The organism is Stenotrophomonas sp. ZAC14A_NAIMI4_1 (assembly GCF_003086915.1).
In the GTDB taxonomy this organism is placed as follows: Bacteria; Pseudomonadota; Gammaproteobacteria; order Xanthomonadales; family Xanthomonadaceae; genus Stenotrophomonas.
The window spans coordinates 1,043,007-1,066,557 of the sequence record NZ_CP026002.1 but is presented as its reverse complement, the minus strand read 5'-3'; the positions used below and the strand labels follow the sequence as shown (position 1 = coordinate 1,066,557).

Annotated in this window: 26 protein-coding genes; 15 read left to right on the top strand and 11 right to left on the bottom strand. The window is 68.5% G+C overall.

All coding sequences use genetic code 11. The annotated features are described in order from the left end of the window. Window positions 1-74: 74 nt before the first annotated feature. Window positions 75-1,763, top strand: coding sequence for an arginine--tRNA ligase (gene argS, locus C1926_RS04935; protein WP_108758424.1), 1,689 nt, complete (start codon window positions 75-77; stop codon window positions 1,761-1,763). A 21-nt stretch (window positions 1,764-1,784) separates the two neighbouring features. Next, on the top strand, window positions 1,785-2,669 hold the full coding sequence (locus C1926_RS04930) for an SPOR domain-containing protein (protein ID WP_108758423.1): 885 nt from the start codon (window positions 1,785-1,787) through the stop codon (window positions 2,667-2,669). Window positions 2,670-2,814: 145 nt separating this feature from the next. Here C1926_RS04930 and C1926_RS04925 read toward each other — a convergent pair whose 3' ends face one another. Further along, window positions 2,815-3,567, bottom strand: a complete 753-nt coding sequence (locus tag C1926_RS04925) for an SDR family NAD(P)-dependent oxidoreductase (RefSeq protein ID WP_108758422.1) — start codon at window positions 3,565-3,567, stop codon at window positions 2,815-2,817. Between the two features lie 145 nt (window positions 3,568-3,712). Continuing rightward, a complete protein-coding gene (locus C1926_RS04920; RefSeq protein ID WP_108758421.1) occupies window positions 3,713-4,201 on the bottom strand; it encodes a hypothetical protein in 489 nt (162 codons plus the stop codon). A gap of 84 nt (window positions 4,202-4,285) precedes the next feature. On the opposite strand from C1926_RS04920, the gene C1926_RS04915 reads away from it, so the two are divergent. Next, the gene (locus C1926_RS04915; protein WP_108758420.1) at window positions 4,286-4,753 is read left to right on the top strand and encodes a DUF1456 family protein; all 468 of its coding nucleotides are present in this window, start codon (window positions 4,286-4,288) and stop codon (window positions 4,751-4,753) included. Here C1926_RS04915 and C1926_RS04910 read toward each other — a convergent pair. Beyond that, complete coding sequence (locus C1926_RS04910; RefSeq protein ID WP_108758419.1) at window positions 4,722-5,609, bottom strand: LysR family transcriptional regulator; 888 nt, start codon at window positions 5,607-5,609, stop codon at window positions 4,722-4,724. The two genes, C1926_RS04915 and C1926_RS04910, sit on opposite strands and share 32 nt — an antisense overlap. Window positions 5,610-5,767: 158 nt before the next feature. Between C1926_RS04910 and C1926_RS04905 the strand changes: the two genes are divergently transcribed. Then, entirely contained in the window at window positions 5,768-6,916 is a 1,149-nt protein-coding gene (locus C1926_RS04905) for an MFS transporter (RefSeq protein WP_343125652.1), read from the top strand. Here C1926_RS04905 and C1926_RS04900 read toward each other — a convergent pair. Beyond that, entirely contained in the window at window positions 6,913-7,614 is a 702-nt protein-coding gene (locus tag C1926_RS04900; protein WP_108758417.1) for a TorF family putative porin, read from the bottom strand. The genes C1926_RS04905 and C1926_RS04900 overlap by 4 nt on opposite strands. A 171-nt stretch (window positions 7,615-7,785) precedes the next feature. Between C1926_RS04900 and C1926_RS04895 the strand changes: the two genes are divergently transcribed. Then, window positions 7,786-8,175, top strand: a complete 390-nt coding sequence (locus C1926_RS04895) for a DUF6165 family protein (RefSeq protein WP_108758416.1) — start codon at window positions 7,786-7,788, stop codon at window positions 8,173-8,175. Between the two features lie 9 nt (window positions 8,176-8,184). On the opposite strand, the gene C1926_RS04890 is transcribed toward C1926_RS04895, so the two are convergent. Both C1926_RS04890 and C1926_RS04885 read right to left on the bottom strand, forming a co-directional pair. Next, window positions 8,185-8,862 (bottom strand): response regulator transcription factor, encoded by a 678-nt coding sequence (locus tag C1926_RS04890; RefSeq protein WP_108758415.1) that lies wholly within the window; start codon window positions 8,860-8,862, stop codon window positions 8,185-8,187. A 189-nt stretch (window positions 8,863-9,051) separates the two neighbouring features. Further along, window positions 9,052-9,624: an Ax21 family protein gene (locus C1926_RS04885; protein ID WP_079224960.1), complete on the bottom strand. Its 573-nt coding sequence runs from the start codon at window positions 9,622-9,624 to the stop codon at window positions 9,052-9,054. Between the two features lie 286 nt (window positions 9,625-9,910). Here C1926_RS04885 and C1926_RS04880 point away from each other — a divergent pair, with 286 nt between their 5' ends. Beyond that, window positions 9,911-10,270: a DUF1428 domain-containing protein gene (locus tag C1926_RS04880; RefSeq protein ID WP_079224958.1), complete on the top strand. Its 360-nt coding sequence runs from the start codon at window positions 9,911-9,913 to the stop codon at window positions 10,268-10,270. 24 nt (window positions 10,271-10,294) lie between these two features. On the opposite strand, the gene C1926_RS04875 is transcribed toward C1926_RS04880, so the two are convergent. Further along, on the bottom strand, window positions 10,295-10,978 hold the full coding sequence (locus tag C1926_RS04875; RefSeq protein ID WP_108758414.1) for a hypothetical protein: 684 nt from the start codon (window positions 10,976-10,978) through the stop codon (window positions 10,295-10,297). Between the two features lie 107 nt (window positions 10,979-11,085). Further along, the gene (locus C1926_RS04870) at window positions 11,086-11,988 is read right to left on the bottom strand and encodes a histone (RefSeq protein ID WP_108758413.1); all 903 of its coding nucleotides are present in this window, start codon (window positions 11,986-11,988) and stop codon (window positions 11,086-11,088) included. A gap of 447 nt (window positions 11,989-12,435) precedes the next feature. Between C1926_RS04870 and C1926_RS04865 the strand changes: the two genes are divergently transcribed. From C1926_RS04865 to C1926_RS04825, 9 genes are all read left to right on the top strand, one after another. After that, window positions 12,436-13,869 (top strand): Do family serine endopeptidase, encoded by a 1,434-nt coding sequence (locus tag C1926_RS04865; RefSeq protein WP_079224953.1) that lies wholly within the window; start codon window positions 12,436-12,438, stop codon window positions 13,867-13,869. Window positions 13,870-13,970: 101 nt separating this feature from the next. Further along, entirely contained in the window at window positions 13,971-14,333 is a 363-nt protein-coding gene (locus C1926_RS04860; protein ID WP_108758412.1) for a hypothetical protein, read from the top strand. 8 nt (window positions 14,334-14,341) lie between these two features. Then, window positions 14,342-14,812 (top strand): phage holin family protein, encoded by a 471-nt coding sequence (locus tag C1926_RS04855; RefSeq protein WP_108758411.1) that lies wholly within the window; start codon window positions 14,342-14,344, stop codon window positions 14,810-14,812. Beyond that, a complete protein-coding gene (locus tag C1926_RS04850; protein WP_079224948.1) occupies window positions 14,809-15,255 on the top strand; it encodes a protein sip-5 in 447 nt (148 codons plus the stop codon). The genes C1926_RS04855 and C1926_RS04850 overlap by 4 nt, the downstream gene beginning before the upstream one ends. 67 nt (window positions 15,256-15,322) lie before the next feature. Continuing rightward, window positions 15,323-16,429: an AI-2E family transporter gene (locus tag C1926_RS04845; protein WP_108758410.1), complete on the top strand. Its 1,107-nt coding sequence runs from the start codon at window positions 15,323-15,325 to the stop codon at window positions 16,427-16,429. A gap of 31 nt (window positions 16,430-16,460) precedes the next feature. Continuing rightward, window positions 16,461-17,183, top strand: a complete 723-nt coding sequence (locus C1926_RS04840; protein WP_108758409.1) for an HAD family hydrolase — start codon at window positions 16,461-16,463, stop codon at window positions 17,181-17,183. 3 nt (window positions 17,184-17,186) lie between these two features. Next, window positions 17,187-18,554, top strand: coding sequence for a M17 family metallopeptidase (locus tag C1926_RS04835; RefSeq protein WP_108758408.1), 1,368 nt, complete (start codon window positions 17,187-17,189; stop codon window positions 18,552-18,554). Between the two features lie 271 nt (window positions 18,555-18,825). Next, window positions 18,826-19,932, top strand: a complete 1,107-nt coding sequence (locus C1926_RS04830; RefSeq protein ID WP_108758407.1) for a catalase family peroxidase — start codon at window positions 18,826-18,828, stop codon at window positions 19,930-19,932. Further along, window positions 19,929-20,465, top strand: a complete 537-nt coding sequence (locus C1926_RS04825) for a cytochrome b (RefSeq protein ID WP_108758406.1) — start codon at window positions 19,929-19,931, stop codon at window positions 20,463-20,465. Before C1926_RS04830 ends, C1926_RS04825 begins: the two co-directional genes overlap by 4 nt. An 84-nt stretch (window positions 20,466-20,549) precedes the next feature. Here the strand turns inward: C1926_RS04825 and C1926_RS04820 are convergent, their stop codons facing one another. The 3 genes from C1926_RS04820 to C1926_RS04810 all read right to left on the bottom strand — a co-directional run bounded on the left by C1926_RS04820 (window position 20,550) and on the right by C1926_RS04810 (window position 23,547). Next, the gene (locus C1926_RS04820) at window positions 20,550-21,527 is read right to left on the bottom strand and encodes a leucine-rich repeat domain-containing protein (RefSeq protein ID WP_108758405.1); all 978 of its coding nucleotides are present in this window, start codon (window positions 21,525-21,527) and stop codon (window positions 20,550-20,552) included. 206 nt (window positions 21,528-21,733) lie between these two features. Continuing rightward, window positions 21,734-22,336, bottom strand: coding sequence for a response regulator transcription factor (locus C1926_RS04815; RefSeq protein WP_079224937.1), 603 nt, complete (start codon window positions 22,334-22,336; stop codon window positions 21,734-21,736). After that, a complete protein-coding gene (locus tag C1926_RS04810; protein ID WP_108758404.1) occupies window positions 22,333-23,547 on the bottom strand; it encodes a sensor histidine kinase in 1,215 nt (404 codons plus the stop codon). The genes C1926_RS04815 and C1926_RS04810 overlap by 4 nt, the downstream gene beginning before the upstream one ends. Window positions 23,548-23,551: the final 4 nt, after the last annotated feature.

Sequence of the window (23,551 nt, the reverse complement as noted above, 5' to 3'; positions counted from 1 at the left end):
GGCCTCGGTCAGCGTACGCGCCGGCATCTGCGCTAAAATGGGCGATTCCGCCGCTCATTCTCACAGCAGGCCTCGTGAAAAATCTCCTCCGCGCCCTGATCAGCCAAGGCATCGAAGCCTTGCGCGCCAATGGCACCCTGCCCGCCGACTCCCTGCCGCCGGACTTCGTGGTCGAGCGCCCGAAGACCCGCGACCACGGCGACTTCGCCACCAATGCCGCCATGCTGCTGGCCAAGGCCGCGCGCAGCAACCCGCGCGCACTGGCCCAGGCGCTGGTTGAAGCGCTGCCGCGCAGTGAGGACGTCAGCAAGGTCGAGATCGCCGGCCCCGGCTTCATCAACTTCCACCTGGCCCCGGCCGCGTACCAGCGCGAAGCCGCCTCGGTCATCAAGGAAGCCCACGACTACGGCCGCAACCTGTCCGGCAATGGCCGCACGGTGGGCGTGGAGTACGTGTCGGCCAACCCGACCGGTCCGCTGCATGTCGGCCACGGCCGCGCGGCGGCGATCGGCGACTGCGTGGCCCGCGTGCTCGATGCCAACGGCTGGAACGCCAAGCGCGAGTTCTACTACAACGATGCCGGCGTGCAGATCGAGAATCTGGCGCTGTCCGTGCAGGCCCGCATCAGGGGCATCGCACCGGACCAGGATGGCTGGCCCGAAGGCGGCTACCGCGGTGAGTACATCGCCGACGTCGCCCGTGCCTACCTGGCCGGCGCCAGCGTGGACCTGGAAGGCACCATGGTGGTCGGCGCCAAGGATCCGGACGACATGGCCGCGATCCGCCGCTTCGCCGTGGCCTACCTGCGCAACGAGCAGAACCTGGACCTGGCTGCGTTCGGCGTCGACTTCGACATCTACTTCCTGGAAAGCTCGCTGTACGCCGACGGCAAGGTCGCCGAAGCGGTGGCCAAGCTGCAGGCCTCGGGCCACACCTACGAGGAAGGCGGCGCGCTGTGGCTGCGCAGCACCGACTTCGGTGACGACAAGGACCGCGTGATGCGCAAGTCCGACGGCACCTTCACCTACTTCGTGCCGGACGTGGCCTACCACCTGTCCAAGTGGCAGCGCGGCTACGAGCGCGCGATCACCGAGCTGGGCGCCGACCACCACGGTTCGCTGGCGCGCGTGCGTGCCGGCCTGCAGGCCATGGAAGTGGGCATCCCGCAGGGCTGGCCGGAATACGTGCTGCACCAGATGGTCACCGTCATGCGTGGCGGCGAGGAAGTGAAGCTGTCCAAGCGTGCCGGCAGCTACTTCACCCTGCGCGACCTGATCGAGGAAGCCGGCCGCGATGCGACCCGCTGGTTCCTGATCGCGCGCAAGCCCGATTCGCAGCTGACCTTCGACATCGACCTGGCCCGCCAGCAGAGCAACGACAACCCGGTGTTCTACGTGCAGTACGCGCATGCCCGCGTCTGCAGCCTGCTGCGCCAGGCGCAGGAGAAGGGCCTGGTGTACGACCAGGGCAACGGCCTGGGCAACCTCGGCCGGTTGGCTGACGACGCCTCGCTGCTGCTGATGAACGAGATCTCGCGGTACCCGGAAGTGGTGGAAGCGGCTGGCGTGGCGCTCGAACCGCACCTGGTGGCGCAGTACCTGCGTGAATTGGCGCACGCCTTCCACACGTGGTATCACGGGACGCCGGTGCTGGTGGATGACGCCACCGACCGCAATGCCAAGCTGACCCTGGCCTGCGCCGCGCGCCAGGTACTGGCCAATGGCCTCGACCTCCTGGGCGTCAGCGCCCCGGAAAAAATGTAAGTCTCAGGAGACGCAGTACACATGGCAGCACGACGCGGCAAAAGCCAGGCACGACGCAACAGCAGCAGCCAGGGCACACCCGGATGGGTGTGGCTGGTTGCGGGCGTGGCGATTGCTGCGGTGGTGTTCCTGGCGGCGCCGAACCTGTTCAAGGGCGAAGGCGATGGCTTCCTGCGCGCGGGCCCGCAGCCGAACCCGAACGCGCAGCCGGCCCCGGTTGCCGATGCCGACAGCGATGTCGGCAGCCAGCCGGCGGAAGCACCGGCTACGCCGAAGCCGGCCGAACCGGCCAAGCCTGCAGCCACCCAGTACGACTTCTACACCCTGCTGCCGGGCAAGGAAGTGGAAATGTCCGACGCCGAACTGGCCGCCAGCACGCGCGCCGAGGAACTGCGCCGGGCCAAGGCCGAGGCGCAGCGCGCGCAGGCCGCACTGGAAGGCAAGCCGGTTCCGGCGGCTGCGGCTGCAGCACCGGCGGCGACCCCCAGCGTGGCCACCGCCACCCCGGCCACCCCTGCCGCACGCCCGCTGCCGGCACCGCTGAGCGAACGCCCGGCCACGCCGTCGGCATCGGCGGCGGCACCGGCCAGCACCAGCACCGCTGCGGCCACGCCGGCCGCGCGTGCAGAGGCCGCGCAGGCGGCCGCTGCCGCACCGGCCGCTGCCGCCGACAACGCGCGCTACATCCTGCAGGCCGGCGCCTTCGGGGCGTCCGGCGATGCCGAAGCGACCAAGGCCAAGCTGGCGATGATGGGCCTGGCGGCACGGGTGGAATCGGCGCAGATCAACGGCAAGACCGTGTACCGCGTACGGATGGGGCCCTACGGCAGTGCCGGCGAGCTGTCCGAAGCCAAGCAGAAGCTGGATGGCACCGGGCTGCAGGCGATGGCGATCAAGGCGCAGTAAGTTGTTGCGGATGTGAATGAAAAAAGCCGGGCATTGCCCGGCTTTTTTGCTTTTGTAGAGTCGAGCCATGCTCGACTGCCGCTGAATGCAGCCGAGCGAGAGCAGTCGAGCATGGCTCGACTCTACAAAGGCAATACGACGGCGGTCAGCTTTCGCGGGCGACCTGGAAACCGGCAAACGACTGGCTGACCGGCATCAGTTCCAGCCGATTGATGTTCAGGTGCGGCGGCAGCGTGGCCACCCAGAAGATCTGCTCGGCGATGTCCTCGGCGGTCATCGGGTTGGCGCCGGTATAGAGCTTGTCCGAGGCGGCCTGGTCGCCATGGGTGCGGACCACGGTGAATTCGGTCTCGGCCATGCCCGGCTCGATCGTGGTCACGCGCACGCCGGTGCCATGCAGGTCCGAGCGCAGCCCCAGCGAGAACTGGCTGACGAAGGCCTTGGTACCGCCGTAGGCGTTGCCGCCCGGGTACGGGTACACGCCGGCCACCGAGGAAATGTTGATGATCGCGCCCTTGCGCTCGACCAGCAGCGGCAGCAGGCGGTGGGTCAGGGTCACCAGGGCGGTGATGTTGGTGTCGATCATGGTGGTCCAGTCCGACAGCTTGGCGTTCTGCGCCGGCGCCGTGCCCTGGGCCAGGCCGGCATTGTTCACCAGCAGGTCGATCTCGCCGAAGGCCGGCGGCAGTGCCAGCAGGGCGGCTTCCATCGCCACCGGGTCACGCACATCGAACACGGCAGCGTGCACCACGTCCTTGCCATAGCGGTCGACCAGCGGCTGCAGGCGTTCGCCACGGCGGCCGGTGGCGATCACCTTCCACCCAGCCTGGGCGAAGCGATGGACGGCGGCGGCGCCGAAGCCGGAGGTGGCGCCGGTAATCAGGACGGTGCGGGTCATGCAGACAACTCCGTGGGGAACCAGACCCCCATTCTGGCACCGTCGACTGATGCCTGCGTTGCCCGATCAGGCCGCGATGGTCGGGCTGGGGCCCTGGCTGGGGTCAGAGCCCTTTGCCGTGGCAAAGGGATCCGACCCCGACGGTTCAGCGCAGGCGGAACACGCGCGCCTTGGGCAGATCTTCGTCCACCTGCAGGAACCAGCGCCCGGCGATGCCCGGGATCACTTCGATCTGCGGTGCCTGCAGGGTCTTGCGCAGCTTCATCTCGCCCTTCATCACCTGCCACTGCTGGCCATTGTCGAGGGTGAAGACGGTGCCGGGTTCCCAGCCGGCGACATCGCCCACCACCCGCGCCGTGACCGGGCCTTCTTCCAGGCCCAGGTGCATGGCGGCCGGGGCCGAAACGTTCGCCGGCAGGGGCGCCGCCGGCCGGGCGGCCAGGGCTGCGGGGGCCGGCGCTGCGGTTTCCGCCTCGCGCATCACCCGGTTCAGCGCCTGCAGCTGTGCCGGGCTCAGCCCCACTTCGGCCAGCTGGGCCGCGGTAAGGCGCTGTTCGACCGGCACGAAGCGGTCCTGGGCGGTGGCGGCGAAGCTGCTGGCGACCAGCAGGGCGGACAGGAGGAACCGGCGCATCGGCGAAGTCTCAGCGGAAGTGCGCACACTTTGCTACGACGGGATGACAGTCCGGTGACACGCGCCAGGCCGGTACAATGGGCCATGATCAACAACGATGTACTGCGCAGCGTGCGCTACGCGCTGGACCTGGGCGACCACCACGTGGTGACCCTGTGCCAGATGGCCGACCCGGCCTTCGTGGTCGATACCGAGCAGGTCAAGGCCTGGCTGCGGCGCGACGACGAGGCGGGCTTCGAACCGATGAACGATGGCGCGCTGGCGCACTTCCTGGATGGCCTGATCGTGCACCTGCGGGGCCGCGACGAGAGCCAGCCGCTGCGCGCGGTGGAAACCCGCATCGACAACAACCTGGTGCTGAAGAAGCTGCGCGTGGCCTTCCAGCTGCGCGACGTGGACCTGATGGAGATCTTCGCCAGCGTCGGCTTCAAGGTGTCCAAATCCGAGCTCGGCGCGCTGTTCCGCCAGCCCGGCCATACCAACTACCGGCGTTGCCTGGACCAGATGCTGCGCAACTTCCTCAAGGGCCTGAGCCTGCGCGTGCGCGGCTGAGAACGGCATCGACGAAGGCCCGCGCCGCCGGCGTGGGCAGGCGTTGCCAGGCCAGGTGCACGCGCCGGGTCGGGGTGGGCTGCAGCGGTACCTGCACCACCCCTTCAAAGCCCTGGGCGACCAGCACCGGCACGATGCCCACCGCCAGCCCATGGCGGACGAAGCGCTCGATCAACTCCATCTGGTTGACCTCGAAACGCACCGGGTGCGGCAGCCCGGCAGCGGCGAACGCATCGTCGGTCTGCCGGCGCGCGCCGGTCCCGCGCGCGAAATCCACCAGCGCCTCGTCCTGCAGCCGGGCCAGCGGCAGCCGCGCCTGCCCGGCCAGCCGGTGCGTCGGCGCCACCACCGCCACCAGATCCTCCTCCTGCAGCATCTGGTGGCACACGCCCTCCAGGCTGGCCGAGGGCGCCAGCCCGACCAGGGCCACGTCCAGTTCACGCGCCTGCACCTGCGCGATCAGGGTTTCACTCTTGTCCACGCGCAGCTGGAATTCCACCTGCGGATAGGCCTCGCGGAAGGTGGCGAGGATGGCCACCACGTCGATGTCGGTGAGCGAGGAAATCTGCCCGATCGCCAGCGTGCCGCGTACCGTGCCGGTCACGGCGGCGACATCGGCGCGCAGGTGGCGCAGGCTGGCCTGCACCTGCCGCGCATGCACCAGCAGGGCCTCGCCGGCCGGGGTGACCCGCACCTGGCGCGGCAGGCGCTCGAACAGCGGCGTCCCCAGTTCTGCTTCCAGATGCGCGATCTGGTGGCTCAGCGCCGACTGCACCACGTGGCAGCGCGCGGCGGCACGGGTGAAGTTGCCCTCCTCGGCCAGGGCCACGGCGAATTCAAGCTGCTTGAGGTTCACGGCGTGCCGCCCCGCATCATCATCTGGTTTCCAGATGCCAAGGATGATGATGATTCATTTCCATCATCAATGCAGCAGGAGGACACTGTGCTCCCCACGTTCTGGAATGCCCCGTGAGCCCGTCCCTCCCTCCCCTGCACCGCTGGCAGGTGCTGCTGATGTCGGTGGCCACCGGCGTGGCGGTCGCCAGCAACTACTACGCGCAGCCACTGCTGCACACCATTGCCGATGCCTTCGGCGTGCCGTTCGGCCAGATCGGGATGGTGGTGACCGCTGCCCAGCTGAGTTACGCCGCCGGCCTGATCCTGCTGGTGCCGCTGGGCGACCTGTTCGAGCGGCGGCGGCTGATCGTGGTGATGAGCCTGCTCTCGGCCACCGGGCTGGTCATCAGTGCCTGTGCGCCGTCGCTGGCCTGGCTGCTGGTGGGCACGGCCATCACCGGCCTGTTCTCGGTGGTGGCGCAGGTGCTGGTACCGTTCGCCGCCACCCTGGCCGCGCCGGAGCATCGCGGCAGGGTGGTCGGCACGCTGATGAGCGGGCTGCTGCTGGGCATCCTGCTGGCGCGTACCGTGGCCGGCCTGCTGTCCAGCCTGGGCGACTGGCGCCTGGTCTATGCCATCGCCGCCGCCGTGCTGGTGCTGACCGCACTGGCCCTGCAGCGCGGGCTGCCGCGCTTCCACCACAGCGCCGGCCTGGGCTACTTCGCCCTGCTGCGTTCGATCGGCACCCTGTTCGTGCAGGAACCGGTACTGCGCCAGCGCACCCTGCTCGGTGCCTGCAGCTTCGCCATGTTCGCCATCTTCTGGACGCCGCTGGCCTTCCTGCTGGCACAGCCGCCCTACGAATACAGCGACGCCACCATCGGCCTGTTCGGCCTGGTCGGTGCCGCCGGCACGCTGGCAGCGGGGCTGGCCGGGCGCATGTCCGACCGTGGCCAGACCGGCCGCGCCACCGCCATCGCGCTGCTGATGCTGCTGCTGTCGTGGCTGCCGCTGGGCCTGTCAGCGCACTCGCTGCTGGCGCTGCTGGTGGGCGTGGTGGTGCTGGACCTGGCCGCGCAGCTGCTGCACGTCAGCAACCAGAACCTGATCTATGCGCTGCAGCCGGAAGCACGCAACCGCCTCAACGCCGGCTACATGACCGGCTATTTCATCGGTGGCTCGCTGGGTTCGCTGCTGTCGGCGCAGGTCTACCAGCACTTCGGCTGGGCCGGTGTATGCGTGGCCGGTGCCGCGGTGGCCGTGCTGGCCCTGCTGCTGTGGCTGCCCGGCGCGTGGCGTGCGCGCCAGGCGGCCATCGCCCGCTAGAAGCTGCCCTGCAGGGCCAGCTCCCAGCGCCCGCCGGCATTGCCGGGGAACAGCCGGCGCGCGGCATTGTCGGTGTCATGCACGGTGGCCCGCAGTTCCCACGCCGGTGCCAGGGTGGCGATGGCGCTGAGCTGGCCATGCAGGTAGTCCGGGCCCTGTGCGTCGGCCAGCCAGTAGTGGCCGACGGCCGCTTCCAGGCGGAAGCGTTCGTTCAACGGCAGGCGTGCCCCCAGCTGTGCATAGGTGCCGCGATGGCCACCGGCCAGCGCATCGCTGGAATGGGCCAGCTGCAACCAGGCCCGCTGCTTCCAGCTGAGCGTGGCGCCCAGTTCGGTCCAGTCCAGTGCACGGCCGGTGCCCGGGTAGAGATAGCGGGTGAGGTTGGCATCCAGGGTCCAGTCCTGCGCCACCGCGCCGGACCAGCCGGCCACCAGATCGAATTCACTGCGCGCACCGATGTCCGGGGTGAACGATACGTTCGATCCCCACACGATGGCATACAGGCCTGAAGGCAGAGCGAGCTTCGCCCCGGCCTGCACCGCCGGGTCGCCGCCGGTCTGCGAGCTGCCGCGCCACACGTAATCGCTGGTCACGGCCATGTTGCCGCTGGCCTGCACCTGCTGCGCCTGCGCGCTGCCAATGCCGAGCAGGCCGGCCACCAGTGCGGCCACGGCCGCGCTCATCCCCTTGCTGTCCACTGCGTGGTGTTCCTCGTCGAAGGCGGTCGCGCCGCCGGGACGGCAGTGTCGGCGGCAGCGCCGTAACGGATCGATGGCGCAGCCACGCCCAACGCGCAAATTCACCGTAAAGCGACCGGGCGCCGGCAACAGGCGGGGTATCATGGCCGCCTGTTTCCAGGAACCAACCGCGTGGACGCCATCCTGACCCCGGTATCGATCGGCGAGCTGATCGACAAGATCACCATTCTCGAGATCAAGGCCGAGCGCATCGACGATGCCGCCAAGCTGGCCAACGTGCGCACCGAACTGGACGGCCTGCTGCCGTCGCTGCAGCAGCAGCTGCAGGCGCAGCCGGCGCTGGGCGCGCTGCGCACCCAGCTCAAGGCCATCAACGAACGCATGTGGGACATCCAGGACCAGCTGCGCGACAAGGAAGCAGCGCAGGTGTTCGATGATGCGTTCATCCAGCTGGCCCGCGGCGTCTACGGCACCAATGGCGAACGCATTGCGGTGAAGAACGAGATCAACCGCGTCGCCGGCTCGGCGCTGGTGGAAGAGAAGCAGTACCAGGGCGAGTAAGCCCGCGCTTCAACAGGAGTCCAGCAGGTGGCGGATGCGGAACAGCTCGCCATCGCTGCGGATGCCCAGCTTCTGGTAGGCCGTCTTCTTCTGCGTGCTGATGGTGCTGGCCGAGCGCTGGAAGCGCCGTGCCACTTCGCCGGTGCTGCAGCCCTGCAGCACCAGCCGCAGCACTTCGCGTTCGCGCCGGCTGAGGGGCGTGAGCGCCAGCGCAGGCGCACGCCGCGTGCGCGATCGGTTGAGCTGCGTGCGCAGCTCCGGCGGCACGAAGCGGCCGCCCCGCGAGAGCGTATCCAACGCGCGCAGCAGCACGTCCGGCGAGGTGGCCTTGGAGATGAAGCCACGCGCACCGGCCTTCATGGCGGTGGCCACCGTGCTGGCATTGCAGTGGGCGGACAGCACCAGCACCGGCAGGTGGGGGCAGCGCTGGGCCAGCTCGCGCAGCAGGGCCAGGCCATCGCCACGATCGCCCAGCGCGAACGCATCCACCACCAGCAGGTCCACGGACTGCGGGTCACGCTGCAGCCGTGCCAGCAGCAGTGCCGGGTCGGAATAGCTGGCGCAGACCTGCACGCCGCTGTGCTGGCTCAACAATACTTCCACCCCCAGCCGCAGCACCGGATGCGGATCCAGCAACGCCAGGCGACGCGGCTGATCGGGAAGCAAGGGAGGTAGCGCAGGTGGCATTGCGTCGGGTCCTGTTGCACAGGATCCCCACCGTAGGTGCGCGCCGCCAGCAGCGGAATCCAATTTCTTGCAATGCAACAGAATCCGCGACAAACGGTCGCATGCCGTTGCGAGCGGTGCAAACGCAACAGGCCCGGCAATGCCGGGCCTGTCGATGCATATCCAGCGCGCAGGTGCGCGGCGGTGCGATTACCAGCTGAAGCGCGGGCCGACGGTGTATTCCTTGTCGCCGTGGCGGTTCATCTTCAGCTCGCCGTTCAGGCCCCAGTTCTGGTTCAGCTTGACTTGGCCACCCAGGCGGCCGTACCACTGGCCTTCCGGATTGACACCGTGCTTCTTCGAGTAATCTTCGTAACCCACCAGGCCGTAGACTTCGGCGTGCGGGCCGAAGGCGGTGCGGATACCGGCTTCAGCGCTGTAGCCGTTGAAGTCCAGGCCGTGCTTCGGGTCGAACTTCTGGTAGGCGACGCGGGCAACGAAGTCGCTCGACGGGGCGATTTCAACGTTGTAGCCGGCACCGATCTTCCACTGGTCAACCTTCAGGTTGGTGTGGTCGATTTCCTGGCGGCTGTATTCACCGAAGGCATGGAAGTTCGGCAGGAAGCCATAGGAACCCTTGACGCCCCAACCGTCGGCCTTGATGCCGTCGACGTCGGTCTTGGCGTAGTCGGCTTCAGCGTAGTTGTAGGACAGGTTCTCGGCGGCCGAGGCAGTGAACGGCAGGGCAGCGGCCAGCGCCAGGGCAATCAGCGAATTCTTCATGGGGGTACACCTTTACTTTCTTATGTTGTGCAGCAGCGCCAGGGCGCCATCGCATCGGGAATGTAAATTCTCCGTTATTCGCCACAACGCTCCCTGAAAACAGCGACCTTCGCATTGCTGAATTTTTTGCCTTGATTCAGGCACTTTCAGGCATACGCGCGCGGTCGCGAACGCAGCTCTGGCGTGATTGCCGCGTGTTGCCAGCACCGTTGTCGATTTCCCCCACGCTGGTTCGTCGGGTCATTGAAGGCCGTGCATGTGGCACGGCCCACCTCGGAGGCAAGCGATGAGTTACATCGATGGTTTCGTCCTGGCGGTGCCCACCGCCAACAAGGAAAAATTCCTCGCCCACGCGCGCAGCGGCGACGTGGTGTTCATCGAGTACGGCGCGCTGCGCGTGGTCGAGTGCTGGGGCGATGATGTGCCACACGGCAAGACCACCGATTTCTTCGGTGCGGTGAAGGCCACGCCGGAGGAAACGGTGGTGTTCTCCTGGATCGAGTGGCCGGACAAGGCCACCCGCGATGCCGGCATGCAGAAGATGATGGAAGACCCGCGGCTGGATCCGGCAAAGAACCCGATGCCCTTCGACGGTGCGCGGATGATCTACGGTGGCTTCATCCCGATCTACGAACTGACCGCCTGAGCACCGATGGCCGGGCGCGCGCGCTCAGCGCGCGTCCGTGTCATCACTTCCGGCCGCATGGCCGGCGCCCAGCGCGGCACCGGCACCCAGGCCCATGCCACCCATGCCGCCGCCCATGCCACCACCACCGCCGCGGCCGCCCTTGGCATCGCCGTCGTTGCGCCCCTTGCCGCTGCCACCGCCACTGCCACCGGGCCGGGTTGGGCCCTGCGGGGGAATGCGCAGATCGCCCGGGATGGGCGCCAGATCGAGTGCCTCGCGCACGAAGTCACGCAGCGATATCACCAGTTCGTGGGTGTGCACCGGCCGGCCCTGTGCCAGTTCCTCGGCGGCACGCGCAGCCAGGCGCACCTGTTCGTCGGTGCCCAGCAGCAGGATGTCGGACAGGGCAGCTTCCACGGCATCGCGGATGCGCCGGGCGCGGTCCGAGCGTGGCTCGGCGATGCCTTCGGCTTCTTCGCGCTGGCGCAGGTCACGGCGATGGGTGGGGTCCACGCCCAGTTCGCCGGTGAAGGAACCACCCAGGGTCTTGTAGGCCGCCATCAGCGTGCGCAGGCGTTCGTTGATCTGCCGGTTCTCGCGCTCGCGGCGCTGCTGCAGGGTCTGCATCACCAGCAGGCGGATGCCCACGCCCAGCAGGGTGATCAGGACCAGGCCGGCCAGGGTGGACAGTACGCCCTGCCAGGAACTGAAATCGATACCGCGCATGCCCGGGGCTCCAGCGGGAAGAACCCGCATCTTGCCGCAAAGCCTGCCCCTGGAATGCGAAAGGCCCTCCCGCCCGGGGGGCGGAAGGGCCTTCTGTCACCGCGCGATTACTTGCGCTTGGCGACCTTGCGCACGGCCTTGGCCGGAGCCTTCTTGGCAGCGGCCTTCTTGGCGACGACCTTCTTGGCCGGGGCCTTCTTGGCGGCAACCTTCTTCAGCGGCGCAGCCTTCTTGGCGACGGCCTTCCTGGCGACGGCGACCTTCTTGCCGACAACCTTCTTGGCAGCAGCGGTCTTCTTGGTGGCAACCTTCCTGGTGGCTGCAACCTTCTTGCCGACGACCTTCTTGGCAGCGGCGGTCTTCTTGGTGGCGACCTTCCTGGTGGCGGCGACCTTCTTGCCGACAACCTTTTTCGCAGCCACAGCCTTCTTGCCGGCAACCTTCTTGGCGGCGACGGTCTTCTTGGCCACAGCCTTCTTGGCGGTAGCAACCTTCTTGCCGACAACCTTCTTGGCGGCCGCGGTCTTCTTGGCAACGGTCTTCTTGGCGACGGCAGCCTTCTTGGTGGCGGCCTTCTTCACAGTGGCGACCTTCTTGCCGGCAGCCTTGGTGGCGGCCTTGGTGGTCTTCTTGGCCGCAGCGGCCTTCTTGGTCACGGCCTTGCCGGCAGCAGCCTTCTTCTTGGCCACTTCCTTCTTCAGGGCAGCGGCTTCGGCCTTGGCGTTCTTCTTGGCCGTTTCCAGCTTCTGCTTCGCCTTGGCGACGGTCTTGCCGACCGACTTGGCAGCCTTCTCGGCCTTCTTGGCAACGGTCTTCTCGACCTTGACCACAGCCTTCTTGGCCTTGGCAACGCGGGTACCGGCAGCCTTGGTGGCGCGCTTGACGGTCTTCTTGACCGACTTCACGGCGTCTTCGGCGGCGTGGGCGATGGTCTCGCCAACGTTGGCGGCGGTTTCTTTAACGTTCTCGACGGCGTCGGTCACGACCGACACACCATTACCGTTGCTCATGTTGCCCTCCTGGGGGCCTGGATTGTCAAAACGGGGCGATGCTATACCGACATTGTCCATCGTGGAACGGGGCGCACATATCCAATCGCATCGGATGCGACGGCCCTGGTGTAAGCGACAGCCAGTGCCAGGCCGACCTTCATTCAGAAAACCCCTTTATTTAAGTGCTACGCGATGATGCCCGCGTGTGCACGGGCATCCCGCCCGTGGCGCTGCATGGCCCGTGCATGAGATGCGCGGCAAGCGCCATGGCAACGCCAGGATGCGCCGAACTGCGCAAGGTTCGGCGCGTGCGGGCATGCTGCGGAGGCACGCCTGCACGGTCGCCACGCGCGTCGCATGGCCGTCATTTTTCATGGGCCATTTATCCGGATCGCGACACACTCATTCAGCTTGTTCTACCGTATAGCCCTACGGCCCCACTCCACCGCCAGCGAACCGACTCCCATGCGACCGCTTCCCACCCTGCTCACGCTCGCAATCGCCGCTGCCTTCGGCGGCTTCGTCGCCACCGGCATCAACGCCCACCTGGACAACCGCGCCGATGCCGCGCCGCTTCCCGCCGCGCTGCCGACCAGTGCCGCGTTGCCGGCCGCGGTTGCCGGGCAGGCGGTCCCGTCGCTGGCGCCGATGCTGGAAAAGGCCATGCCGGCCGTGGTCAGCGTCAACACCAAGCAGGTGGTGCGGGTGCGCAATCCGTTCTTCAACGACCCGTTCTTCCGCCGCCTGTTCCCGGACGTGCCGCAGGAACGCATCAACGAATCGCTCGGTTCGGGCGTCATCATCGATGCCAGCGAGGGCCTGGTGCTGACCAACCACCACGTCATCGACAACGCCGACGACGTGCAGGTGACCCTGGCCGACGGGCGCACGGTGAAGGCCGAATTCCTCGGTTCGGACCGCGATACCGACATCGCCCTGATCCGCATCCCGGCGCAGAACCTCACCGACATCAAGCTGGGCAACAGCGACCAGCTGCGGGTGGGCGACTTCGTGGTGGCCATCGGCAATCCGTTCGGTTTCAGCCAGACGGTGACCTCGGGCATCGTCTCGGCGGTGGGCCGCACCGGCATCCGCGGCCTGGGCTACCAGAACTTCATCCAGACCGATGCGTCGATCAACCCGGGCAATTCCGGTGGCGCGCTGGTCAACCTGCAGGGCCAGCTGGTCGGCATCAACACGGCCAGCTTCAACCCGCAGGGCAGCATGGCCGGCAACATCGGCCTGGGCCTGGCCATCCCGTCCAACCTGGCGCGCAGCGTGGTCGACCAGCTGGTCAAGCACGGCGTGGTGGTGCGCGGCACCCTGGGCGTGGAAGCACAGAACCTGAGCGCGCAGATCGCCCAGGGCCTGGGCCTGGGTGAAACGCGTGGCGCGCTGATCACCCGCGTGCTGGCCGGTTCGGCCGCCGCTGCAGCCGGGCTGAAGCCGGGCGACGTGGTGGTGTCGGCCAATGGCCAGCGCGTGGACAGCGCCGAAGCGCTGCACAACGTCGAAGGCCTGGCCGCCGTCGGCAGCGTGCTGGCGCTGGACGTGCGCCGCGAAGGCAAGGCGGTGCAGGTCAAGGCCACGTTGAAGGAACAGGCACGCTCGGTCACCGGCGAAAGCCTGGACCCGCGCCTGACCGGCGCCACTTTCACCGACCTGCCCGAGTCGCTGCGCCAGTCCGGCGTGGGCGGCGTGCTGGTCAGCGAGGTCAAGCGCGGCAGCCGCGCGGCCAGCAACGGCCTGCAGCAGGGCGACATCATCGCCGAGGCCACGGTGGGCGAATTTGCCGACCTGGCCAGCTGGCGTGCCAACTTCCAGCAGCGCCCCGCCAACCTGGTACTGCGCATCCTGCGCAACAATGGCCAGCAGCAGGGCCAGCTGGTGATGCGCTGATCGCCCCGCCGTAACACCCCCTATACCCGGCCGATGCTATTGCTGTACGCCCTATCGGCCGAACCCTTCGTTCGTCCCCCCATCGCAACAGGAGTGATTCGATGAGCCCCACCAATACCGAGAACCTGAAGGAACACCTGGGTGAAGCCGGTTCCCACCTGAAGCAGGCCGCCACCGCTGCCGGCGGTGCGATCAAGGGTGCTTCCGGTGCCGCCACCGACGAACTGCGCATCGGCAAGGCCAACGTCAAGGCCGAACTGTCCGACAGCGCGCTGTCCGGCCTGGCCGCTGCCGAGTTCGGCGGTGCCGCTGCCAAGGAACAGGTGGACGCACTGATGGACAAGGGCAAGGACCTGGTCGACAGCGCCGCCGAGCTGATCCGCGAGCGTCCGCTGGCATCGTTCGGCGTGGCCTTCGCCGCTGGCTGGCTGATCGCCAAGCTGGCCAGCAGCAGCGACAAGTAAGCTGCGGCGTGAGCGAAGAGACCACGCAAGCACCCGATCCAGCGGCGACCCCGCCGCTGGACGAGAGCATCCGCCAGGTCGGCGCGGCAGGTAAGGCCGCCGCCGATTCGGCCAAGAATTCGCTGCGCTCGCTGCGGCGGTTGGCTTCGGCCGACTTCGCCCTGGCCCGCAGCGCATTCGGCCGCGCCCTGGCCTGGGCCGGGGTGGGCATCGTCTTCGGGGCCTCGGCCTGGCTGCTGATGGCCGCCACCCTCATCGCCCTGCTGCAGAGTTGGGGCTTGAGCTGGCTGCAGGCCCTGCTGATCACCTCGCTGCTGAGCCTGGCCGTGACCGGCTATGCGATCTGGCGGGTGTCCTACTTCTTCCACCACACCGGCATGCATGCCACGCGGCGCCAGTTGTCGAAGTTGGGCCTGTTCGACGAGCCCAGCGAAGACGACCCCGATGCCGAGGTGCAGATACCGGAGGGCAAGCCATGAAGTTCGGCGCGCTGCAGCGGCGGGTGAAGCGCTGCGAACAGGTGATGGCCGTGCGCATGGCCGAAACCGAAGACAACTGGACCGTGCTCAGCCAGGTCTGGCGGCAGGGCTGGTCGCCGCTGCGCATCATCACCGTCGGCCTGGCCGGCGGTTTCCTGGCCGGCAAGCTGGAAGTACCGGGCAAGGTGAACGGTGCACGCTGGCTGCAGATGATCGGCTCGGTATCGAACCTGTTTGCCAGTGGCCAGGCCGCGTTTGCCGCCGCGATGGCTGCACACGCGGCCGATACGGCCGATGAAGCCGCCGACCAGGCCGATGAGGCGGCCGAGCAGATGGCCCCGCAGGCCGCAGCCCGCCCTGCCCCGCGCGCGGCTGCCACGCCCGAACCGGAACTGCGCGAACCACAGCCGGCCGAAGCGGCCACCGACGTCTCCGAGCGTTGACTTGACACACCCGCCGCGTTGATCGCGGCGGGCTGATAATGGGCCTCCCTTCCCGGTTGGTGCGTCGATGAGCGAGTCCCTGCTGTCCCCTGCCGCACCCCAACCGGACAACGCGGCGCCCCTGCCGCCGCCGTCGCGCCCACGCGGGCCGATGTCGCTGGTGGTGCTGGCCACCCTCGCCGTGGCCTTCACCCTGTGGGCTGCGCAGGACATCATCCTGCCCGTGCTGCTGGCCATGTTCTTCGCGCTGGTGGGCAACCCGATCCTGCGCTTCCTGCGCCGGCTGTGGATCCCGCGCGCGATCGGTGCGCTGCTGATCCTCGGCACCGGCCTGGGCGTGACCGGCTCACTGGGCGTGCAGCTGATCGGCCCGGCGATGGACTGGGCCCAGGAAGCACCGCAGCAGCTGCGCAAAGTCGCCCGCCAGGTGCAGGACCTGACCAAGCCGGTGCAGCAGGCCAACCAGGCGGCGGAAAACTTCGCGCGCGTTGCCGGCGGCGAAAGCAACCGCAGGATCCAGGTCATCCGCACCCAGCTGGACGACCCTTATCGTGTATTGACCCGGGCCCCCAAGCTCGCCGCATCGGTGCTGGCGGTGGTGCTGCTCACCCTGTTCTTCATGATCTATGGCGAGAGCCTGCAACGCGCAGCCATCGCGCTGTTCCCCAACCGCCAGCAACAACGGTTCACCACGGACATCCTGCGCTCGATCGAACGCGAGGTCTCGCGCTACGTGCTCACCATCAGCGTCATCAACACGCTGGTGGGGCTGGTGTTTGCCGGCGTGCTGATGCTGCTCGGCATCGGCCTGCAGGAGGCGCTGCTGTGGGGCACGGTGGCCGCGCTGCTGAACTTCGCGCCGTACGTGGGCCCGCTGATCGGCGTGGCGATGATGCTGCTGATGGGCTTCGTCGAGTTCCGCGACCCGCTGCAGGCCCTGCTGCCGGCCGCGGCCTACCTGGGCCTGCATACGCTGGAAGGGCAGCTGGTGACCCCGATCGTGCTGGGCCGGCAGATGAAGCTGTCACCGCTGGTGCTGATCCTGGCCCTGATGGTGTTCGGCTGGGCGTGGGGCATGGTCGGCCTGCTGCTGTCGGTGCCGCTGCTGGTCTGCATCAAGCTGGTGCTGGCCCGCCTGGAAGGCATGCAGGGCTGGGCGCGGCTGCTGGAATGAAAGCCCCGGCGGGCAGGCGTAGAATGGCCGGGTGAAATTTCCAGTCCAAGCCATCACCCTCGACCTCGACGACACGCTGTGGCCGTTCGCGCCGATCGGCGCCCGCATCGACGTGGTCCTGCACGAATGGATGTGCGAGCACAGCCCCGCCACCGCTGCCATGTACCCGGTGGCGGCGATGCGTGAACTGCGTGAGCGCTCCTTCCGCGACAACCCGCACCTGCATTTCGACCTGAGCGCATTGCGCCGGCTGACGATCCAGGAGGCGCTGCAGAACAGCGGCGCCAGCCTGGACCTGCTGGAGCCGGCCTACGAAGTGTTCTATGCCGCGCGCAACCAGGTCGAGTACTACCCCGACGCGCTGGAGGCGCTGGCGCGCATCGCCGCGCGGGTGCCGGTGGCAGCGCTGAGCAACGGCAACGCCGACCTGGAGCGGATCGGCCTGTCGCATCTTTTCGCCTTCCAACTGGGCGCGCGCGAACACGGCGCGGCCAAGCCGGAGGCCAGCATCTTCCATGCCGCCTGCCAGCGCCTGGGCGTGGCCCCGGCGCAGGTGCTGCACGTGGGCGACCATGTCGAGATGGACGTGGCCGGGGCGATCGCCGCTGGCCTGCGCGGTTGCTGGATCAACCGCGACGCCGCCACCTGGACCCACCCGCAGCTGCAGCCGGACCTGCAGTTCGACACCCTTACCGGCCTGGCCGACTGGTTGGACGCCAACCTTGATGCCGCCGACGAACACCGGAGTAACTGACGCATGAGCGAGATCACCGGCTTCACCGCCACTGCCACCGCCGCACTGCCGCTGCACGTGCTGGACCGCGACCAGTTCGCCCGCTGGAAGGCCGCCCAGCCGGCCGCCCAGCAGGCATGGCTGGACGCACAGGGCTTCACCGCCGGCGCCCACAGCGTGGCCCTGCTGCCCGGCGAGAATGGCCTGGCCGGTGCGGTGATCGGGGTGGGCGACCGCGCCGATGCCTACGCCTATGCACATGCCCCGCACGCCCTGCCCGAAGGCAGCGTATGGCAGCTGGCCACCGAGCTGCCGGCCGCCGAACAGGCGCTGCTGCAGCTGGGCTGGGGCCTGGGCAGCTACCGCTTCGACCGCTACCGCAAGCGCAACCGTGCACCGGCGCAGCTGCTGGCCAGCCCCGGCGCGGAAGTGGCCGACCTGATCGCCGCCAGCCTGCGCGTGCGCGACTGGGTCAACACCCCGACCGAGGACATGGGCCCGCAGCAGCTGGAAGACGCCGCGCGTGCGCTGGCCGACACCCATGGCGCGCAGGTCGAAGCGATCACCGGCGATGAACTGCTGAAGCAGAACTTCCCGGCCATCCATGCGGTGGGCCGTGCCTCGCACCGTGCGCCGCGCCTGATCGTGCTGCGCTGGGGCAAGGACAGCGACCCGGCGCTGGCGCTGGTCGGCAAGGGCGTCTGCTTCGACACCGGCGGCCTGGACATCAAGCCGGCCGATGGCATGCGCAACATGAAGAAGGACATGGGCGGCGCCGCCCACGCGCTGGCCCTGGCCGGGCTGGTGATGGCCCAGCAGCTGCCGGTGCGCCTGACCCTGCTGATTTCGGCGGTGGAAAATGCAATCGGCCCCGATGCGTTCCGTCCAGGCGAGATCATCGCCACGCGCAAGGGCCTGAGCATCGAGATCGACAACACCGACGCCGAAGGCCGCCTGGTCCTGTGCGACGCGCTGACCTTCGCCGGCGAGCAGAAGCCTGACCTGGTGCTGGATTTCGCCACCCTCACCGGTGCGGCGCGCATTGCCCTGGGCCCGGACCTGCCGGCGCTGTTCAGCAATGACGACACCGTGGCCCAGCAGTGGCTGCAGGCCGGCGATGAAACCCGCGACCCGGTGTGGCGCATGCCGCTGTGGCGCCCGTACCTGCGTTACCTGAGCAGCGGCGTGGCCGACCTGGCCAATGCCGGCTCGCGCATGGCCGGCTCGGTGACCGCCGCGCTGTATCTGGAACGTTTCCTGGAAAACGACCAGCGCTGGGCGCACCTGGACGTGTACGCCTGGAACGACGGCGAACGCCCGGGCCGTCCGGCCGGTGGCGAGGCCCTGGCCCTGCGTTCGGCCTGGGCGATGCTGAAAGCGCGGTACACCTGAGCCTGCGCGCTCCCCTGCCCCACCGGCCTGGCCGGTGAGGCGGCGGGGCGGCGGCACGCGCTCCACGGTAGAGTCGACTGTCAGTCGACTATGGCGCGCAGCGCGGGATTTTCCAGGGGCGGTCGGAGAGCAGTCGACCAACGGTCGACTCTACCGCTGCCGGGGACCGGGCTGGCAAATCTGACGAAAAATTGAATTTCGGCCCCGGCCGGGTTCTGCGAGGATGTGCGGGTCGACCACCCACACGATCCGTGAAGGCAGGAACCCGACCATGTCGCTCTTCCGCTACACCCGCGCCGGCCAGACGCCCGGCGCACCGCGCGCCCATTCCCCGTTGCCTTGGATCGCCCTGATCGCCTTGATCCTGGGCGGCGTCGCGCTGGCCTTCGCCTGGCTGGCCGGCTGGATCGGCAACCGCCTCACCGCGCAACGCTTCACCGACACCATCGAAGCCACCGGCCCGGCCCACCCGGGCTTCCGCCGCGCGCACAGCAAGGGCATCTGCGTGAGCGGCTGGTTCGAACCCAGCGCGCAGGCACCCACCCTGTCCAGCGCGCGGGTGTTCTCCCAGGCCCGCGTGCCGGTGATGGGCCGCCTGTCGATCGGTGGCGGCGACCCGTACGGCGCCGACAACACCGCCCGCGTGCGCAGCATGGCCGTGCAGATGGTCAGCGACGATGGCCAGGAATGGCGGATGGCGATGAACAGCTTCCCGTTCTTCGCGGTGCCCGACGCCGAGGCGTTCTACGAGCAGACCCGCGCGTCCATCCCCGACCCGGCCACCGGCAAGCCCGACCCGCAGAAGATGGCCGCCGTGCTGGCCAGGTATCCCAGCGCGCAGGCCTTCCAGCAATGGGCGAAGACTGCGCCGTGGACCAGCAGCTGGGCCGACACCACCTACAACAGCGTCAACAGTTTCTGGTTCACCAACGCGCAGGGACAGAAGCGCGCGGTGCGCTGGCGCTGGCAGCCGCTGGCGCCGGTGGTGGAGATGGATGCGGACACGCGCAAGCAGGCCAGCGTCGATTTCCTCAGCCAGGAACTGCAGCAGCGCCTGGCCAAGGGCCCGGTGCAGTGGAACCTGGTGGTCAGCACCGCCGCGCCCGGCGATGCCATCGACGATCCGTCCACGCCATGGCCGGACACGCGCGACCAGGTGGTGGCCGGCGTGCTCAGCCTGGACCGCATGCAATCGCAGGAGGAAGGCGCCTGCGGCCAGATCAACTTCGACCCGTTGATCCTGCCCAGCGGCGTGCGCGGCAGTGACGACCCGATCCTGGCCGCGCGCTCGGCCGTGTACTCGCAGTCCTTCAACCGCCGCGAACGCGAACGCGCCGCCGGCAACGTCGAACAACCGAAGAAGGAGGCCGCACGATGAGTACCGGCAACGGCCACTTCAACCTGCTCGCGCGCATCCTGCACTGGACCATGGCGGTGATGATCCTGGCCATGCTGTTCGTCGGCGTCACCATGGTCGCATCGCTGCACCTGCGGCCGATGCTGGTCGACCTGCACCGCCCACTGGGCATCGCCATCCTCGTGCTGGTGCTGCTGCGCCTGTACAACCGCCTGCGCCACCGCCCGCCGCCGCTGCCGGCGGACCTGCCGGTGTGGCAGGCGTTGGCAGCCAAGGCATCGCACTGGATGCTGTACGGGCTGATGCTGGCGATGCCGCTGATCGGCTGGGCGATGCTGTCGGCCGGCGGCTACCCGATCACCCTGTGGGGCGGCGTGCACCTGCCGCCGATCGTGCCGCACACTCCGGCGCTGTATGCGGCCCTGCGCAACGCGCACAGCCTGCTGGCGTATCTGTTGTTCGCCACGGTGCTGATGCACGTGGGCGCGGCACTGTTCCACCTGTGGGTGCGCCGCGATGGCGTGTTCCAGGCGATGGCGCGCGGAAAGGATTGAGCAGGGCCGCGAACTGGTAGCGCCCGAGCCCATGCCCGGGCGGCGGCGCGCAGCGACGAACAGCAGCCGAGCGTGGGCTCGGCTCTACTGGCCCGGAACACCTTCGCCGCTGAACTGTTCGACCAGGGCACGGTAGCGCTGCGCATGTTGCCCGCATTTGGCCAGCACGCTGGCCGATCTGCCTTGGGCCATGCGCTCGCCCTTGCCCAGCAGGTAGGCACTGTCGACCAGGTGCTCGCGACGGCGGCCCTTCGCATCGACCCAGAACCCCGGCACCGCCAGGAAAGCTTCCAGCGGCAACGCAGCCGCGTCCTCGCGAGGGTCGATGAGGCGCTGATTCTCACCGCAGAGTACGAACGGCTCACGCACCGCACCCTCGACCCCAGGCAGCCACGCCTGGATGCGCGCGAAATCCTCCAACGGCAGCTCGGACATGCTGAAATGCACCTTGCGCAGCTTCGGCACGCGCAGCAGCGAACCGGGCATGCCGGACAACAAGGGGCTGCGGAACCAGGTGATGCTCACCGCCTCCAGCGCGGGCAGTCGCGCCAGGAAACCCGGATCAGCAACCGGCTGGTTCCAGTCCAGCGTGCCCATCACGGTCAGGCTGCGCAGCGCGGGCGCGCCGGCCAGGCCGGAAAAATCACTGACCCGGCGCAGGTTTTCCAGATGCAGCGCGCGCAGTGCGGGCAGCCGCCCCACGGGCGAAAGATCGCTGAACCCCGACACGTACTCCAGCACGAGCTCGCGCAGGGCCGACAGGCCTTCCAGCATCGCCAGCGATGCCGGGCGTGCATGGCTGATGCGCAACGCGGTCAGTTGCGGCATCTGGGCCAGGGCGAGAAGCTGGTCCCGGTGGGGCTCGTGCAGGGTCAGTTCGCGCAACTGCGGCAACTGCAGCATCCGCTGCCAGTTGCGATCACCCGCGGTGACGGTCAGACGCTCGGTGTCCTCCGGCACGTCAGCCAGGTCATCGACATGGCAGGACCAGCGCTGCCCGTTCGGCGTGATGGTCCAGGTATCGCCGTTGCGATCCAGGAAATCGGCAAAGTGGTGTTTCAACGCGACAGCCCCGTCCGTGAGAGCGCCAAGAATACGGCAGCAGGCCGGCCGCTTCGCCCGCCGGGCGCGGCAAGGATCAAGCGACGCGTCGAATCGGTAGCGCCGGGCCACGCCCGGCGGATCGTTTCGTCGCACGTGCAGGTGCAGGTCAAGGGCGGCCGCTTCGCTCGCCGGGCATGGCCCGGCGCTACCGGCGCATCGCGCGCCTACAACCAGCCCTTCTGCCGGGCCAGCCGGTACGCCTCGATGCGGTTGGCCACGCCCAGCTTGCCGATGCATTCGGACAGGTAATTGCGCACGGTGCCGTGCGACAGCCCGAGCTGCTCGGCAATCTCGCTGGCGGTGCGGCCTTCGCCGGCCAGGCGCAGCACGCGCCGCTCGCGGTCGGTCAGCGGATCGGCCTGCGACCATGCGTCCATCGCCAGCTGCGGGTCGATCGCGCGGATGCCCTGCTGCACCTTACGCAACGCGTCGGCCAGGTTCTCCGCCGGGGCGTCCTTCAACAGGTAGCCCAGCACGCCCGCTTCCAGCGCGCGGCGCAGGAAACCGGCGCGGGCGAAGGTGGTGACGATGACCACCTTGATCGGCAGCTCATGGCGGGCAATGCGCTGGGCCAGCTCCAGGCCGGTCAGCCCGGGCATCTCGATGTCGGTCACCAGGATGTCCGGCTGCAGCTGCTGCAGCATGCGCCAGGCCGCCTCACCATCGGCAGCGCTGCCCAGCACCTCGATGTCCGGTTCCAGGCCCAGCAGCGCCGACAGCGCGCCACGCACCATCGCCTGGTCCTCGGCCAGCAGGATGCGGATCATGCCGCACCGCCCTGTGCCAGCGACGCCGGCGGGACCGGCGTGGTGGCCGCCGCCAGCGGCACGCGCAGGGTCAACAGCGTGCCCTCGCCCTTGCCCGACTGCACCTGCAACTGGCCGCCCAGCGCGGCCACGCGCTCGCGCATGCCGCACATGCCGTTGCCCTCGGCCTGCAGGCCACCCCGTCCGTCATCGCGTATCTGCATCACCAGCTGCCGTCCTTCCTGCATGAACTCCACCCGTGCCTGGGTCGCCTGCGCATGGCGCACGATATTGGTGGCCGCCTCGCGCAGCACCAGCGCCAGGCCGCGCTCCACCTCCACCGGCATCGGCGGCGGCACCGTGTAATGCAGGTGCACCTGCTGGCATTCCAGCAGCAGCCGCGCCGAGGCCAGCTCGCCGGCCAGATCGCTGGCACGGATGCCGGTAACCGCGCTGCGCACCTGCGCCAGCGCTTCGCGGGCAATGGCCTCGGCCTCGCCGATCTCCTGCCGCGCACGCGCGTCATCGCGGTCGTACAGCTTGCGCGCCAGTTCCAGCTTCAGCGTGATCAGCGACAGCGTGTGGCCCAGCAGATCGTGCAGGTCGCGGCCGATACGCTCGCGCTCGGCCGTGGTCGCCAGCCGCCGCACTTCCTCCTGCGACAGCTGCAGGGCCACGTCGCGCTGCTGGCTCAACGCCTCCACGTTCACCACCAGGCCGACGATGAAGGACACCGCCGGCATCCACACCAGCGCCTGCCACGGGTAGCCGAAGTACAGCGCAGCGGCGCAGAACACGATGTTCAGCGCGGTCAGCTGCAGCAGGTACATCCACCAGCCACTGCGCCCGCTCATGCGCATCATCACGCAGCCGAACACGAAGTAGCTCAGGCCGGACGGATACCAGGGCAGCAGCACCAGCGACAGCGCGACCATCGCCAGTGCATAGCGCGGGCCGTGGTGGCGCGGCGCCAGCATCACCCGCGCATACAGCAGCAGGAACAGTGGATAGCTGGCCAGGGTGAGGAACAGCCAGCGCAGGGTGAAGCCGTTGCCCAGCGCGGGGGTGAGGAAGATCCACACCGACCAGAGCAGGTGGATCGCACCGCTCCACGGCGATTTGCCCCGCCGCAGCAGGTCGGCCACGGCCGAATCCGGCGCGGGGCGCAGCAGCGACGCAAGCCGGTTCGAGGGCACGGGCGGATCCAGGCGGGAACGTTCGCTGCCGATCATGCCA

Coding starts and splice junctions, on each gene's coding strand:
- C1926_RS04930 (WP_108758423.1), top strand. CDS start 1,785: ATGGCAGCACGACGCGGCAAAAGCCAGGCACGACGCAACAGCAGCAGC.
- C1926_RS04925 (WP_108758422.1), bottom strand. CDS start 3,567: ATGACCCGCACCGTCCTGATTACCGGCGCCACCTCCGGCTTCGGCGCC.
- C1926_RS04920 (WP_108758421.1), bottom strand. CDS start 4,201: ATGCGCCGGTTCCTCCTGTCCGCCCTGCTGGTCGCCAGCAGCTTCGCC.
- C1926_RS04915 (WP_108758420.1), top strand. CDS start 4,286: ATGATCAACAACGATGTACTGCGCAGCGTGCGCTACGCGCTGGACCTG.
- C1926_RS04905 (WP_343125652.1), top strand. CDS start 5,768: ATGTCGGTGGCCACCGGCGTGGCGGTCGCCAGCAACTACTACGCGCAG.
- C1926_RS04890 (WP_108758415.1), bottom strand. CDS start 8,862: ATGCCACCTGCGCTACCTCCCTTGCTTCCCGATCAGCCGCGTCGCCTG.
- C1926_RS04885 (WP_079224960.1), bottom strand. CDS start 9,624: ATGAAGAATTCGCTGATTGCCCTGGCGCTGGCCGCTGCCCTGCCGTTC.
- C1926_RS04880 (WP_079224958.1), top strand. CDS start 9,911: ATGAGTTACATCGATGGTTTCGTCCTGGCGGTGCCCACCGCCAACAAG.
- C1926_RS04875 (WP_108758414.1), bottom strand. CDS start 10,978: ATGCGCGGTATCGATTTCAGTTCCTGGCAGGGCGTACTGTCCACCCTG.
- C1926_RS04870 (WP_108758413.1), bottom strand. CDS start 11,988: ATGAGCAACGGTAATGGTGTGTCGGTCGTGACCGACGCCGTCGAGAAC.
- C1926_RS04865 (WP_079224953.1), top strand. CDS start 12,436: ATGCGACCGCTTCCCACCCTGCTCACGCTCGCAATCGCCGCTGCCTTC.
- C1926_RS04860 (WP_108758412.1), top strand. CDS start 13,971: ATGAGCCCCACCAATACCGAGAACCTGAAGGAACACCTGGGTGAAGCC.
- C1926_RS04850 (WP_079224948.1), top strand. CDS start 14,809: ATGAAGTTCGGCGCGCTGCAGCGGCGGGTGAAGCGCTGCGAACAGGTG.
- C1926_RS04845 (WP_108758410.1), top strand. CDS start 15,323: ATGAGCGAGTCCCTGCTGTCCCCTGCCGCACCCCAACCGGACAACGCG.
- C1926_RS04835 (WP_108758408.1), top strand. CDS start 17,187: ATGAGCGAGATCACCGGCTTCACCGCCACTGCCACCGCCGCACTGCCG.
- C1926_RS04830 (WP_108758407.1), top strand. CDS start 18,826: ATGTCGCTCTTCCGCTACACCCGCGCCGGCCAGACGCCCGGCGCACCG.
- C1926_RS04825 (WP_108758406.1), top strand. CDS start 19,929: ATGAGTACCGGCAACGGCCACTTCAACCTGCTCGCGCGCATCCTGCAC.
- C1926_RS04815 (WP_079224937.1), bottom strand. CDS start 22,336: ATGATCCGCATCCTGCTGGCCGAGGACCAGGCGATGGTGCGTGGCGCG.
- C1926_RS04810 (WP_108758404.1), bottom strand. CDS start 23,547: ATGATCGGCAGCGAACGTTCCCGCCTGGATCCGCCCGTGCCCTCGAAC.